Here is a 14,506-nt window from a genome sequence, read left to right on the forward strand (position 1 = left end):
TTATTAACAATTCCATTGTTAGTTTAGAAAAAAGCCCAGCAATTGCTGGGCTAAATGTATTAAAGAATTTTTGCGAGCGCCTGTAATGGGTGGGCAAGCTTCTCACCCTCAAAGCGCTTCACTTGGCTTCGGCATGAATACCCCGTCACTAAGCAACGCTCTTTCGGTAAGTCTTGCATCCTTGGCTTCCAACTTAGACCGTATATGTCTTTCGACATTTGCAGCTTATCAACTTCGTGGCCGAACGTACCCGCCATACCACAACAGCCGACAGGAACGCTGGTTAACGCAGCACCAAAGTGTTTGAAGATAGTGCCCCACTCTTTTTCGGCGTTCGGCATTTTGGTCTTTTCAGTACAGTGAGCAAACAAGTACCACATCTCTTCACTTGCTGAGCGTACTTCGAACTCACCTAACGATGGCATTAACCATTCATGCACGGTAAGCACATCAAAGTCGCCGCGTTTGTCACCTAAGATCTCGACGTATTCATCGCGGTAACAAAGCACGAGAGCAGGATCAACACCGACCAAAGGAATACCGATATCCGCCACCATCGACAAGAAATCCGAAGTCGATTTCGCCTCACGTGCAAATCGATTTAAGAAGCCCTTGATGTGTAGCGCTTTACCATTCGGTTTGAATGGCAGTAGTATCGGTGTTTTGCCAAGCTTTTGAGCCAGAGTGACGAAGTCTTCAATCACCTCTGCATCATAGAAGCTGGTAAACGGGTCTTGAACGATCAATACATGCTGTTTCTTCTGTTCCGAAGAAAGCCCTTCTAGGTACTGAATATCGAATAGTTGCAGCTCTTTGCTCGCCAGACGATTTTTCAGAGTAGGCACCGACATCAGTGGTGCATCAACATAACCAATCGTTTTAGCCGTTGCGGTTTGTATCCACTTTTGACCCAATGCTGCGTTCACCACTTTCGGCGCTTTCGCCATCAGTGGCAGCATGGTCTCGATATTAGCCACCAAGTAATCTTTCGCAGGACGTTGGTAGCGTGAGTAATAGATATTTAAGAATCGCGAACGGAAACTCGGCACATCAACTTTGATCGGACACTGGCTCGCACATGCTTTACATGCAAGACAACCGTTCATCGCTTCATGGACTTCATGCGAGAAATCGTACTCATGGCGTTTGTTCATCGTGTTGCGAACACGCTCAACCATGGTTTTAACGGGTGTGTTGTCTTTCAACGCTTCTTGTTCAAGGTCGAGAATATCTACACCTTGCTCAGTCAGTTGACGCAACCATTCTCGAACCAAGCCTGCGCGGCCTTTCGGTGAATGACGTCGGTCAGCCGTAACTTTCATTGAAGGACACATTGGCGAGCTCGTATCGTAGTTGAAACACAAGCCGTTACCGTTACATTCCATCGCTTGCTTGAAGCTGTCACGAACTTGTACGTCGATCTGACGGTCGTAGAAACCACGCTTAGTATCAGTGACCTTCACCAATTCAGCGTCACTTTCTAAGGGCGTACAGATTTTGCCCGGGTTCATCTTGTTATGCGGGTCAAATGCTGCTTTCACGCGTCTTAATTCGGTAAACAGCTCTTCACCAAAGAAGTCTGGTCCATACTCAGAACGGAAGCCTTTACCGTGTTCACCCCACATTAAGCCACCGTATTTCGCCACCAGCTTAACCACTTCATCAGAGACTTCGTGCATCAAGGCTTCTTGCACCGGATCACACAGATCTAATGCTGGACGAACGTGCAAAACGCCAGCATCAACGTGACCAAACATGCCGTAGTTCAACTCTTTTGAATCAAGCAGGACTCTAAACTCAGCGATGAAGTCAGCCAAGTTTTCAGGTGGGACACAGGTATCTTCAGCAAATGCGACAGGCTTAGCACGACCTTTCGCTGCACCTAATAGACCCACTGCTTTCTTACGCATGTTGTAGATTCGGCCAATGCTCGCCAAGTCGCTACACACTTGGAAGCCAATCACACCGGCTTCTTCGCTTTCAACCATGGTTTCAAGGCGTGCAGTCAGCGCTTGAACTTGTTGTTCAACTTCCGCTTCATCTTGGCCTGCAAACTCAACCATGTTGATGCCAAGCATCTCTTTGTTCGGAACGTCCATCAGCAGGTCGCTCACGGTGTGCCAAACAATGTCTTGCTTCGCTAAGTTCAATACTCTTGAATCGACCGTTTCAACAGAGAGTGCTTTCGCTTCAACCATAAACGGCGCATTACGCAGCGCAGAATCAAACGTGTTGTATTTCACGTTAACCAGCGTTCGCGCTTTAGGAATCGGGGTTAGATTGAGCTTTGCTTCAGTGATGAAGGCCAAAGAGCCCTCTGCGCCACACAGAACGCGAGTCAGGTCAAAACTGTCGTCTTGTTCGCTTATCGCGTTCTTTAGGTCATAACCTGTTAAGAAGCGGTTCAACGGTGGGAATTTATCTAAGATTTGAGCGCGCTTGTCTCGACAAACCGCCTCAGTCACCGCAAGTGCATGGTGAGCGAATTCACCCTCAACAGGTAAGCCGTGTGATAAATCAGATTCTAGACACGAACCATCTGCGAACACCGCTTGCAGCGACAACACATGGTCCGACGTTTTGCCGTACTTCAATGACCCTTGACCCGAAGCATCGGTATTGATCATGCCACCCAAGGTTGCTCGGTTACTAGTAGAAAGGTCTGGAGAGAAAAAGTAACCATACGGGCGAACAGCGTCGTTCAATTGATCTTTAACGACACCAGACTGAACTCTTACCCAGCCTTCTTTCTCGTTAATCTCAAGAACCTTATTCATGTATCGCGACAGGTCAACCACGACACCTTTTGTTAAAGATTGTCCGTTGGTTCCAGTACCACCGCCACGAGGGGAAAAAGTCACTCGTTCGTAAGCGGATTTAGAAACCACTTTACCGATAAGCACAACGTCTTGCGTTGTTTTAGGAAGGATGACCGCCTGCGGCAATTGCTGATAGACACTGTTATCAGTCGCCACAGCCAAACGGCTAGAATATTGAGATTCAATGTCGCCAGTAAAGCCCGCTGTTTTTAGTTCATCTAAAAAGCGTACGACAACTGGATCGACATCAGCATTGAGTTGAAGTCTTGGTAACATTTGCTTCCTGCCCCTACTTCGCTGATCCTATCAGCATTGGGTTATCTGAGATTTTTAATAATTTTCTTTGAATTTCGTCACTTTACTACTATTAAGATCATATAAAAAGGTGATCAAATCAGAATCTCAGTGCAAGAATGGAGAAATAGTCACTTTCGTCTTAATTCAGTAGCAATATACTGAATAACATTTTGTTTAAGACATCTCCACGAGCACATCACAATGAAAAAAAACAAAACAGTCACAACTGAAGATATCCTTCTTAAACTATGCCAATCAGTCTCAAGCGTACTTACTTCAGCGACGGCTTCTCAGGTGTCCTATTCAGCCATGGTTCAAAAGATCAACAAAACAAGCCTAAAGCCAGACTTTGGTTGCTTCGTTCTGTTTGACGGCGGCTTTTCTGGTCTTGTTGTTATCAATTTTACGTCCAAAGCAGCGCTAGAGATCTACACCAATTACATGCGCAATATGGGCATGCCTGAAAACGAGCTCGCTGTGCTTCATACTTCAGACGAAGTGGGTGATGTATTGGGTGAGTTGATGAACCAATTGGTTGGCGACTTCACCAATAAAATCCGCAAAGAGCTGCAAACCAACATCACACAAAACCAACCGAAAATGCTGGCTCTGAACAAGCAAGTTAACCTTTCTGTTGATACTAATCTCGATCGTCCACAAGCTCGTCGTGTTACTTTCTCTACCGCTAATAACAACATTTTCTACCTTGAGCTTGCGATGGATAAGACCGAATTCATTCAATTGGAAGAATTTGAAATCGCGGAAGACGAATGTCCAGACAGCATTCTTGAAGCGACTCAGAAAAAAATGCAAGAAGCGAACAAGCCAGCTCAAAGCTCAGGCAATGATTCTGCAGCAGATCTACTCGATGAACTGGGTATCTAGATTACTAATACTCTAGTTAATCAGGAAAATCGTGTCACTAACGCCATCAATACGCTTGATGGCGTTTTTGTTTTTGTCGCCAACTCGGCTCATGCAATCCAATGTTCACCACCTCCCTTGTTCATCAAACCAGTTTTGCCTTTCTGTTACCCGCGAAAACATGTAAAATGTTGGACTTTTAAAAATTTGCGGTACTGATTAAATTGTCGATGGATAAGAAAAAAGCCCTAAAGAAAATTGCCAAGTGTCTTGAGCTTGGAAATTCTGCGAACGTCAATGAAGCTGCCAATGCGATAAAAATGGCGCATAACTTGATGCTGAAATATGGTCTCGAAAAAGACGATATTGAATTTATCAAGATGGGGAAAACTCAGTCCAGTCACCTGTTACCTGCAAATATCAGTTCTACATTGCTGCGTGTTATTCGCGGTATCAACACCAAATTTGGCGTAGAAGCCGTGTTACTGAATCACAAAGGCCTTAAGCGTGTTGAGTTCATTGGTGAAGCCGACCGCGCGATCTTCGCAGCCTTTGCGTTCGATATTATTTATCGCGAACTGAATGAGCACACAGGCCAATTCAGAAATAGCTTTGCTGGCTCTGGCACAGGCTCATTAGAAGTGACACGCCGCGTGAACTCGTTTGTTTCAGGTTGGGTTGAAGGTGCGCTTGAAAAGCTACCAACCATTACTCCAGACGACGAATCAAACAACAAGATCAATAACTACATTGATAAAGAATTCAAAAATATCGACCGTGAGACCTTCAAGCAGCAACTGAGAGAAGCGATGAAAAACCTCACCGCCGATTATGAAGTTGGTTTGAAGAAAGGTCGTAAATTGTCTGTTAATCGACCAGTTGGCGGTACCCAGGCAGCTAAAAAGATAACTAAATCATAGAGCCACTTTACATTACTTCGACGTATTGATAAAAACCATCAATAAGATTTACAGGACTATGTTTGTCACTCGGATTCATTCGTTTGACAGAAGTACATGATGGAGAAAATACGTTGAAAAAAATCACACTAGCCCTAGCGCTTACTATCGCTTTAACGGGTTGTCAGGCAACTCAACGCCAAAACGCGACAACTGGCGAATCTGAGACTAACTCTGCAACTCAAGGCGCTCTAATTGGTGCACTTGCTGGTGCCGTTGCTGGTGCTGCAACTGGTGACTCAAAAGACCGTGGTAAACGTGCACTTATTGGCGCGGCAGGTGGTGCGGCTGTTGGCGGTGGTATTGGTTACTACTTTGACCGACAAGAAGCAGCCCTTCGTGAAGAGCTAATGAATTCAGGCGTTCAAGTTGAACGCGTCGGTGAGAACCAACTTCTACTTCGCCTAGAAAACGGCATCGGTTTTGATTCTGGCTCTTACGCTTTGGAATCAAGCATTCACAACACCCTTCGCGGCGTTGCTCGCATCCTAGTTGAATACCCAGACACTAGCCTAGTGATTGAAGGTCATACTGACAGCACTGGCAGCGAATCGACGAACCAAATTCTTTCTGAGCGTCGTGCTGAATCTGTTCGTGCATTCTTGATCTCTCAAGACGTTGCTGCAGGTCGTGCTATTGCTCGTGGTAACGGTGAGCGTTACCCTCTATGTGACAACAATACCTCTCAAGGTCGTGCTTGTAACCGTCGCGTAGAAATTCAAATCTTGCCGCTTAAGTAGCACGATTAAAGCCCAGTCCATCTTTATCTATTGAATTAACCTCTATATAGTTGTTTATCAGTTATGTTACTCAATTAACGTAATACTAATAACCAACAACCATAAAGCGTATTCATACTGACATATCGACTCTGGGCTTTTTTACGAGACTTATCTTTTGCTTATCCTATCCAACTTTTTGTCATCGTCACTGCTTAGAACTCTATTTCTAGCCCTCATCTTTTCCACGATACAGTTGTCCATACCACATTTCGTGCACGCTGCAAGTAATGATGAGTTTTCGCTAGAATCACAATCTCAAGATCCCATTTCTCAATACCAATTAGCTCAAGCTTATGAATCGGGTGTCGACGTCCCTCTTAGCACCAGTGATGCATTGTATTGGTACACGCAATCAGCAGAAAGCGGTAACCCAAACGCGCAATTTAGACTGGGTGAATGGTACTTGGCAGGCACAGGTGTTGAACAAAGTAACAAGCTTGCTTTGGAATGGTTTATTAAAGCAGCGTTGCAAGGTAACCAGCGCGCGCCTATCGAGGTCGCCAAACTCTACGAATCCTCGCTAGAACAAGACCTCCTTCAACCATTAGATAAAGCGCAGCTATGGTATGAAGCAGCCTTAAAAGATAATCCACAAGCAGAAGATGGTTACAACCGTATTTTGGAAGCGCAATTCAACCAGCAACGTGCAAAGCAGATCTCTTCGATTGAGAAGCTTAACGACAACGTCAAAACTGAAACCAGCACGAATCAAGGGCTATCTAGTCAAGAGCGAGCAAGCACTCTCCCTTCGGCTCTGCCATACGAAGAGCAGACGACACGTTCTAACCTAACGTATTCAGACTATCTGATTGGCACAGCCTTGGCCGTGTTGATTTCAATTATCAGTATCATTGCAACTCTCGTTATCTCAAGAAAAAGACAAACTCTAAAGTCGGGTGATTCGCGACAGCAACAACAATCACTGGAAGCGCAGCTTAGCTCGAAGGACCTTACGATTAAGCAGCAAAAACGACAATTGCACACTATGTTCCACGAATTGAAGAAGCAGAAAAACAGTAAAGGTCTGAGTAATTTGCAGGTGGCCTGCGCGCTATTTGGCTACACACCTAGCTCAATCCCTGATCAAAAAAGCATCAAGACCCGATACAAACAGCTATCAAAGATCTACCATCCAGATGGTCACGGATGTGACGAAGAAATGAAACGTTTGAACAATGCGCTAAAAACCATCTTACAAAATGTTACAAAACCGTAAACAAACACACATCTTCATTTTCCTAGATCCCAAAGATATCGATTTTATTGGTGTTGCAATCGATCCCCCTCTCAAAAACGGGTAACAAACTATTAACTAATGGGTCTTACTTGTGTCATAATTTGCGCCGAAAATACACCTGACTTAAACAGGTGAGGAGAGAATATGTTCACAATAGAAGGCGTTTGTGATTGGTGCAAAAAGCCAAGCCTAGTTAAAAAGCACGACTACCTAGATGGTAAGTGTCATCATGCATGTAAAGAGTGCAATGATATTGCAACCATTGATGTTCGCCAGTTCAATATTGGTGAAATGGAAATGAGAGCAAAACTCTCCCAAGCGACATTGAGATAAGCAACACCGTGAAATATAGGAAAGCGCCTAAGGCGCTTTTTTTGTGCCTGTGGTTTTAGATCTTCTCTATCTCTATCTCTATCTCTATCTCTATACAGGTGTATACAGTACTTTTCTGTCAAAACTACTGTATACACCTGTATAAAGCTCACATTTTTTTCAACTTATAAGACAAAACAGCAAATTCATTCAAATTTAATTTATCACATAATTTCAATGACTTAATTGTATTTCATTCATAACCTCACACGGAATCGTCCAATAATCCCGCAAAAAACGCTTGATCTTATAAGCAACTAAAACTACTGTATACACATACAGCATGTATATAAGGACAGCAAAATGATTCAAGCACACGTTAAAGCACAACACTCTAGCCCGCTAGTTCACTGCGCATTTACATCAGTTTCTCGTAAAAGCACAAATTCAAACGAGGAAGCGTTGTTTGCAAGAATGGCGTTGCTGTCCAATCAACATCAGTGGTTACTGTTTACGGCTCAAACACCAAGACCATCGGCTAAGCAGCTTAAGCAACATAATGTTTGCTGCGACCGCGTTATTCATATGAAAGCCTCTCATCAAATGACTGAAGTAGAGACCGTCGAGAAAGCAATCCGCTCTAAGAATGCGAGTGCGATTGTTGCAAGTGCATCGATTGATCAGTTCAGCCAACAGTACCTAAGAACACTAGGATCGCGCTTTCAGTGTGAAGTCTTCTTTATGGATGCGAATTCAGAGCGTATTCACTAAACCACCTTGCTTAATAACATTTTGGCTCAAAAACATAGCTCACAATCATAGCTCAGCCTTTAAGCTAACAAACATAGCTCAAAAACACAGTCCAAATATACTGCCTTCCCCTGCCCTACGATTCGCCTTTAATTTGGTGGATCGTTAGGCAGGGGGTTTTTATTTGATTAGCAGATTTAGCAAACGTTTGCTTTTTCTCTGGAAGCGAACGTTAGATTGGGTATAATGCCCGTCTAATCATGTGCACATTGCACTTCTCTGTATGACGTTTGATAAAAGATAGGAATGTCTAAATGAGCCTCGCTGATCAAGTTCTTGCCGTAAATGATGACCTCCCAATCCGCACTGATAAACCTGTCCACAGTGGCAAGGTTCGTTCGGTTTACTGGTTAACTGAAGAAGATAGCCAACGACTAATTAAAGAGAAAGGCTACGATGTAGCACCAGATGCACCTTTAGCAATCATGGTGATCAGTGACCGTATCTCTGCATTTGATTGTATCTGGCGTGGTGAAGGGAATCTGAAAGGTGTTCCAGGTAAGGGAGCAGCTCTAAATGCTATCTCTAACCACTGGTTCAAATTGTTTAAAGACAACGGACTTGCTGACAGTCATATTCTTGATATCCCTCACCCGTTCGTATGGATTGTACAAAAAGCTCGCCCAGTGATGATTGAAGCGATTTGTCGTCAATACATCACAGGTTCTATGTGGCGCGCATACGCAAACGGCGAACGTGAGTTCTGTGGTATCGAGATGCCTGAAGGCCTTGAGAAAGACAAGAAGTTGCCTGAGCTACTGATCACTCCTTCAACAAAAGGGATTTTGAAAGGTATTCCTGGCGTTCCAGAAGCTGATGATGTGAACATCACACGTAGCAACATCGAAGACAACTTCGCAGCCTTCAACTTTACTCAAGCAAGTGACATCGCGCATTACGAGAAACTTCTTAAAGAAGGCTTCAACGTAATCAGCCAAGCGCTAGCAAAAGTAGACCAAACCTTTGTTGATACCAAATTTGAGTTTGGCTACGTCAACGATGCTCAAGGCAAAGAAAAGCTTATCTACATGGACGAAGTTGGTACTCCAGATTCATCTCGCATTTGGGATACTCAGGAATACAACAACGGCAACATCGTTGAGAATTCAAAAGAAGGCTTCCGTCAATTCTTGCTTAACTACTTCCCTGATGCTGACATTCTTTTGAACAAAGAACGTATGCCAGAACGTGAAGCACTAGCTCGTGACAACGAACTGCCTCTTGATTCGCTAATGTCTCTGTCTCGTACTTACCTTGATATCGCAGCGAAAATCACAGGTGCGGAGATCGTACTGAGCGAGAATCCTAAGCAAGAGATCATCGATGTGCTGCGCGCTGACTATGGTCTAATCGACTAATTGCTTAACTGCTTAACTGCTTAACTGCTTAACTGCTTAATCTCAACATAAAAAGCTAGAAAGCTAATAAGCTCGTAAACACAAATTTTAGATACTAAAAGGGCCTCAATACTGAGGCCCTTTTTACGTGTACGTTTTACTATTCCTGAGAGAGGTTATCGGCGAACTGAAGTTACAGCCTAATCGTGAACTCTTCTCCAGAATTACCCGCAATCACTAAATGACTGCGCGATTCAATATACTCGATCTGCTCTTCTTCAAGAGAATATGGCATCACTACTTTGAGCTCATTGATTCCTTCTAGCTTCGCGAGCTTGAGTAAGGTCACAATGTTCGACTCATCACTTTTACGCGTCGACATTGATTTCAATGCCATCTGCCATAAACGATCTTCAGGGCTTGCTAGCTCTTTAATGCTATCTCGCCAGACGGTACTGAACACTGGCGCAATTGTGGTGAGTGCTTCCAGAAAAGTCCATTTTTTACTGCATGAGGCGCCAAGAAATGTTGTGTAATCGAACTCTACACGCGTCTCTTCCTGTTTATCCATGATGTCCCCCGACACTTTGGCAACACAATATACTCAATATCTATCAACTCTTTCTTTATAGCAATAGGATATAGAAGAATAGTCTTTTATGACCTTTTGATTGGTTAAAAAGGCATATAAAAATCAAACTTGTAACAAAATAAGCACTGAAAAATCATATATGCACCTATTTGATTAATATTTTAGAGATAAAACTTATCCATCTATTTGATATCAATTATTCGGCTCGCTTTTTTGTACTGAATACGCCAGCCTGACCATGTCGGCAGCTCCCAACGTTTTGGCGATAACTTTCGACTACCCGATTGATAGTGAACGTAAATCAGCTTTCTCGCGGGCAAGTATTCTACATCGAGTTGCAAGTCGGCAAGGCTCAATGCAAACGGATATTTTTCCGAAAATTCTGAATAGAGCCAAGTTGGAATGCCATCGAACGGTATGTCTGCGTGGTCAAACATTTCCAACTCACTGACATCAGTAACCCCTAACACTTCAAGCTGCTCTATAAACCATAGCTCAAAGTTAATGTTCTCAATTTCTGGTGTGTATTGTGTTTGCTCGTCGAGACCGAGTTTCACATACAGCTGCCAGTGTTTGATCTCTTGAGTGCGAGCCTTTGCAAAACCGGGAAGCTGGTCTCCATTTAACACGAGGTCGACGATAGGTTTTAACGATAATTGCCCTTCAGCCGCGACAAGCTTGGTTGTAATCGTACGGCCTGCGTACACCAACGCCATCTCGGTAAATACGCCATCGTCATTTACTACTGTTTCACCTTGCTCCCACTCTCCTAGCCGAGCATCTACTATAAGCTCAAGAGGAATAGGGGCCGTGACCGTCGCTAAGGTCAGTGTCTGCTTAACACCTCTTCCCGGCAAGCTGTGGGTATCAAGCACCAACATCGCTTGTGCATTGTCTGGGAAACGGTTCTGACGACCAAGTACTACCTCTAACGCTCCATTAGCAAACGCTTCTTTCCTTTTCAGTCGGCGCACAAACACCAATTCAGGATGCAGATTTACAATAGTCTTGAGCAGTTCAATGCGTTGGAAACGTGACGCGACTCCTAACTGAGGAAGTTCAAACACCTCACGCATTTGCTTCGCCAATCCTTGCGCTTCATTCAGTGCTTGTTGATCTATTTCTAGATGCGGATATTCGCGACCACGCACAATCTGAATCAACAGGCTTAAATCACACCCTTCCTTCTCCTGTTGCGCGAGCGCTTCTAGATGTTCTGCATTATTCGGTAACTGATATAAGCGAGCAGGAACGGACAACGCCGCTGTGAGATCGACCATCGCCTCTTTCAGTGCTTTGGTTTTGATTCGAGTAACGATATCGGCATACAAGGCATCAATCGGCAACGGATACAGCTTTTTGCCATGCTCGGTAACTTGATGGTTGGCGTTAATCGCTTCCATCGTCAGCAAGGAATGAGTTGCGCTATTTAGCGACTTATCAGGAATAGGATCGAGGAAAGACAAACTCTCAAGCGGAGATCCACAACATGCTGCGGCCAACATAGGTTCGGTCAGCTCTTCACGCTGCAATTCAGGCGGTGTGACTAACTCTAACGCCGCATGCTCACCATATAGACGCACACAAACGCCGTCCATGACCCTACCCGCGCGGCCAGCTCGTTGTTTGGCACTCGCTCGTGATATGGATTTAAGCATCAAAGTGGTTCTGCCATTACGCTGAACGGTGCGTCTCTCTAATCCTGAATCTATCACCACACCGATGTCAGGAATGGTTAATGAGGTTTCTGCAACGTTAGTCGCAAGGATGACCTTTCTCAAGGCATTACCGTTAGCATTGATATCGGTATTACGACCCGATAACGCTAAATCTCGCTCTTTATCACTGACCGACGCATGCAATTTAACGACTTGGATATCTGGATTTTTCGCTAAGGCTTGTTCGCATTGCACGATCTCTTTTTTACCCGGCAGAAAAACCAACATATCGCCGGAAGACGCAATCAGTTGATGATTCACTTCGTCCGCGATGCGCTGTTCTAGATGTCGAATATCAGGCAGGGTTCTGGATTCATTCGCTCGGTGTTCAATCTCAACTTGATAAGTTCGGCCTTCACAACTGATTCGATTCGCATCCAAATACTGAGCAAGGCGTTCACCCTCAATGGTTGCTGATGTGATCACCAAGCGATGACTCGCTTTTTGTTTCAGAATCGCCACCAGCAAGTCGATGTCCCAGCGTCTCTCGTGAAACTCATCCACCACGATCACATCAAAACTAGCTAATCCATCTTCTGATAGCCAACGCAGCGCGATACCGGGTGTCACAAAAACAACATCAGTTTGCTCGTTGTATTCTGATTCAAGCTTAATCGCATAGCCCACTTTGCTCCCAAGCTTCTCGCCCGATTGCTGCGCGAGATATTTAGCCAGTGATGTACACGCGATGCGTCTTGGCTCCACTACCAGCACTCGCCCATGTTGAGAAGCCCAAAGCGGCAGGCGCGTTGATTTACCAGATCCGGTTTCAGCCTCCACGACAAGGTGAGAATTAACGATTTGTTCGTGGAATACGTTTTGATAAGCATCGATGGGAAGTAATGACATAAAATGGCGAGTCGCGAAAAAGTGTGAGCAAAGTATAACGAATTATCGTGTTGAAATTCGATAAGTGTGGGACATGGGTAAGAATATCATTTTGTTTGCTCAGATCGCGGAGAAACTATTTACAATTGAATAACTAAACCGTTATCATTTTTCAGTTACCCTTTCTCCCATATTAGGCATCCAATGAACAACGATAAACGCCCTCTATATATCCCTTATGCTGGTCCTGCTCTACTAAGTACCCCTCTTCTAAACAAAGGCAGCGCATTCTCTGCTGAAGAGCGCAGTTCTTTCAACCTTGAAGGTTTATTACCGGAAACAACCGAAACAATCCAAGAGCAAGTAGGCCGTGCATACAAGCAATATTGTAACTTCGAAAGTGATATGGATAAGCATATCTACCTTCGTAACATCCAAGACACTAATGAAACGCTTTTTTATCGTTTAGTTCAAAATCACATCTCTGAAATGATGCCTATCATTTACACGCCAACGGTTGGCGCAGCATGTGAGAACTTCTCAAATATTTACCGTCGTGGCCGTGGTCTGTTTATCTCATACCCGAACCGCGATCGTATCGATGATCTACTGAATAATGCGACAAACCACAACGTTAAAGTTATCGTGGTTACGGATGGTGAGCGTATTCTTGGTTTGGGAGACCAAGGCATCGGTGGTATGGGTATTCCAATTGGTAAGCTAGCACTTTACACAGCTTGTGGCGGCATCAGCCCAGCTTACATGCTACCAATCGTGCTCGATGTGGGTACTAACAACCCCCAACGTCTTGCTGATCCAATGTACATGGGTTGGCGTCACCCTCGTATCACAGGTGCTGACTACGATGCATTCGTTGAAGAGTTCATCCAAGCGGTTCAACGCCGCTGGCCTGATGCATTAGTTCAGTTCGAAGATTTCGCACAAAAGAACGCAATGCCACTGCTTGAGCGTTACAAAGATCGCATCTGTTGTTTCAACGATGACATCCAAGGCACAGCTGCCGTAACGGTTGGCTCTCTACTTGCAGCATGTAAAGCGGCAAACAGCAAACTGTCAGATCAGCGTATCACCTTCTTAGGTGCCGGTTCTGCAGGTTGTGGTATTGCTGAAGCTATCATTGCTCAAATGGTGTCTGAAGGTATCAGCGATGCACAAGCTCGCTCTCAAGTTTACATGGTTGACCGTTGGGGTCTGCTACAGGAAGGCATGCAAAACCTGCTTGATTTCCAACAGCGTCTGGTTCAAACCAACGAAAACACCAAAGACTGGGAAAGCGACGGCACTGGTTTCTCTCTACTAGACGTTGTTCGCCACGCTAAACCGACAGTATTGGTTGGTGTATCTGGTGCTCCGGGTCTATTCAGCAAAGAAGTCATCAAAGAGATGAACCTGCACTGTGAACGCCCTATCGTGTTCCCACTGTCTAACCCAACAAGCCGTGTTGAAGCGACACCAAACGACATTATTCGTTGGACTGATGGCCAAGCACTTGTTGCGACAGGTAGCCCATTTGAGCCAGTAGTTCACAACGGCACGACTTACCCAATTGCTCAGTGTAACAACAGCTACATCTTCCCAGGTATTGGCCTTGGTGTATTGGCTGTGAATGCTTCACGTATCACTGACGAAATGCTAATGGAATCAAGCCGTGCACTTGCTACGTGTTCTCCACTTGCTATCAATGGTTCGGGCGCTCTACTTCCACCACTAGAAGAGATCCACACCGTATCTAAGAAGATTGCTTTTGCTGTTGGTAAGAAAGCGATTGAGCAAGGTGTTGCTCTAGAGATCACTGAAGAAGCATTACAACAAGCGATTGACCAGCACTTCTGGCAGCCGGTTTACCGTCGCTACAAGCGTACTGCATTCTAATAAAGCGTGCTGTACTTTGAATAAAGAGCGTTAATTCCTCTTCTAAGAGCCTCTGCCA

At 44.7% G+C, this 14,506-nt stretch carries 11 protein-coding genes; 8 read left to right on the plus strand and 3 right to left on the minus strand.

Annotated features, from left to right (window positions below):
- Positions 1-59: 59 nt before the first annotated feature.
- Complete coding sequence (gene ydiJ / locus ATB74_RS09830) at positions 60-3,095, minus strand: D-2-hydroxyglutarate dehydrogenase YdiJ (protein ID WP_061018299.1); 3,036 nt, start codon at positions 3,093-3,095, stop codon at positions 60-62.
- 222 nt (positions 3,096-3,317) lie between these two features.
- Between ydiJ and ATB74_RS09835 the strand changes: the two genes are divergently transcribed.
- From ATB74_RS09835 to ATB74_RS09865, 7 genes are all read left to right on the plus strand, one after another.
- Positions 3,318-4,001 (plus strand): DUF3334 family protein, encoded by a 684-nt coding sequence (locus ATB74_RS09835; RefSeq protein ID WP_017059770.1) that lies wholly within the window; start codon positions 3,318-3,320, stop codon positions 3,999-4,001.
- Positions 4,002-4,210: 209 nt separating this feature from the next.
- Positions 4,211-4,900 carry a DUF2786 domain-containing protein gene (locus ATB74_RS09840; RefSeq protein ID WP_017059769.1) on the plus strand — a complete coding sequence of 230 codons (690 nt, stop codon included), beginning with the start codon at positions 4,211-4,213 and terminating at the stop codon, positions 4,898-4,900.
- A gap of 113 nt (positions 4,901-5,013) precedes the next feature.
- Complete coding sequence (locus tag ATB74_RS09845) at positions 5,014-5,679, plus strand: OmpA family protein (RefSeq protein ID WP_048607125.1); 666 nt, start codon at positions 5,014-5,016, stop codon at positions 5,677-5,679.
- 157 nt (positions 5,680-5,836) lie between these two features.
- Positions 5,837-6,937 (plus strand): J domain-containing protein, encoded by a 1,101-nt coding sequence (locus ATB74_RS09850; protein WP_061018302.1) that lies wholly within the window; start codon positions 5,837-5,839, stop codon positions 6,935-6,937.
- A 165-nt stretch (positions 6,938-7,102) separates the two neighbouring features.
- A complete protein-coding gene (locus tag ATB74_RS09855) occupies positions 7,103-7,291 on the plus strand; it encodes a hypothetical protein (protein ID WP_004733419.1) in 189 nt (62 codons plus the stop codon).
- Between the two features lie 342 nt (positions 7,292-7,633).
- Complete coding sequence (locus ATB74_RS09860) at positions 7,634-8,041, plus strand: SulA-like leucine-rich domain-containing protein (RefSeq protein WP_060982471.1); 408 nt, start codon at positions 7,634-7,636, stop codon at positions 8,039-8,041.
- A 293-nt stretch (positions 8,042-8,334) separates the two neighbouring features.
- Entirely contained in the window at positions 8,335-9,438 is a 1,104-nt protein-coding gene (locus ATB74_RS09865) for a phosphoribosylaminoimidazolesuccinocarboxamide synthase (RefSeq protein WP_061018304.1), read from the plus strand.
- 172 nt (positions 9,439-9,610) lie between these two features.
- Here the strand turns inward: ATB74_RS09865 and ATB74_RS09870 are convergent, their stop codons facing one another.
- Both ATB74_RS09870 and ATB74_RS09875 read right to left on the minus strand, forming a co-directional pair.
- Positions 9,611-9,988, minus strand: coding sequence for a hypothetical protein (locus ATB74_RS09870; protein ID WP_019821854.1), 378 nt, complete (start codon positions 9,986-9,988; stop codon positions 9,611-9,613).
- A 203-nt stretch (positions 9,989-10,191) separates the two neighbouring features.
- Complete coding sequence (locus tag ATB74_RS09875; RefSeq protein ID WP_061018306.1) at positions 10,192-12,576, minus strand: helicase-related protein; 2,385 nt, start codon at positions 12,574-12,576, stop codon at positions 10,192-10,194.
- A gap of 183 nt (positions 12,577-12,759) precedes the next feature.
- On the opposite strand from ATB74_RS09875, the gene ATB74_RS09880 reads away from it, so the two are divergent.
- A complete protein-coding gene (locus tag ATB74_RS09880) occupies positions 12,760-14,448 on the plus strand; it encodes an NAD-dependent malic enzyme (RefSeq protein ID WP_060982468.1) in 1,689 nt (562 codons plus the stop codon).
- Positions 14,449-14,506: the final 58 nt, after the last annotated feature.

This window comes from Vibrio splendidus, from assembly GCF_001557875.1.
Classification (GTDB): Bacteria; Pseudomonadota; Gammaproteobacteria; order Enterobacterales; family Vibrionaceae; genus Vibrio; species Vibrio splendidus_F.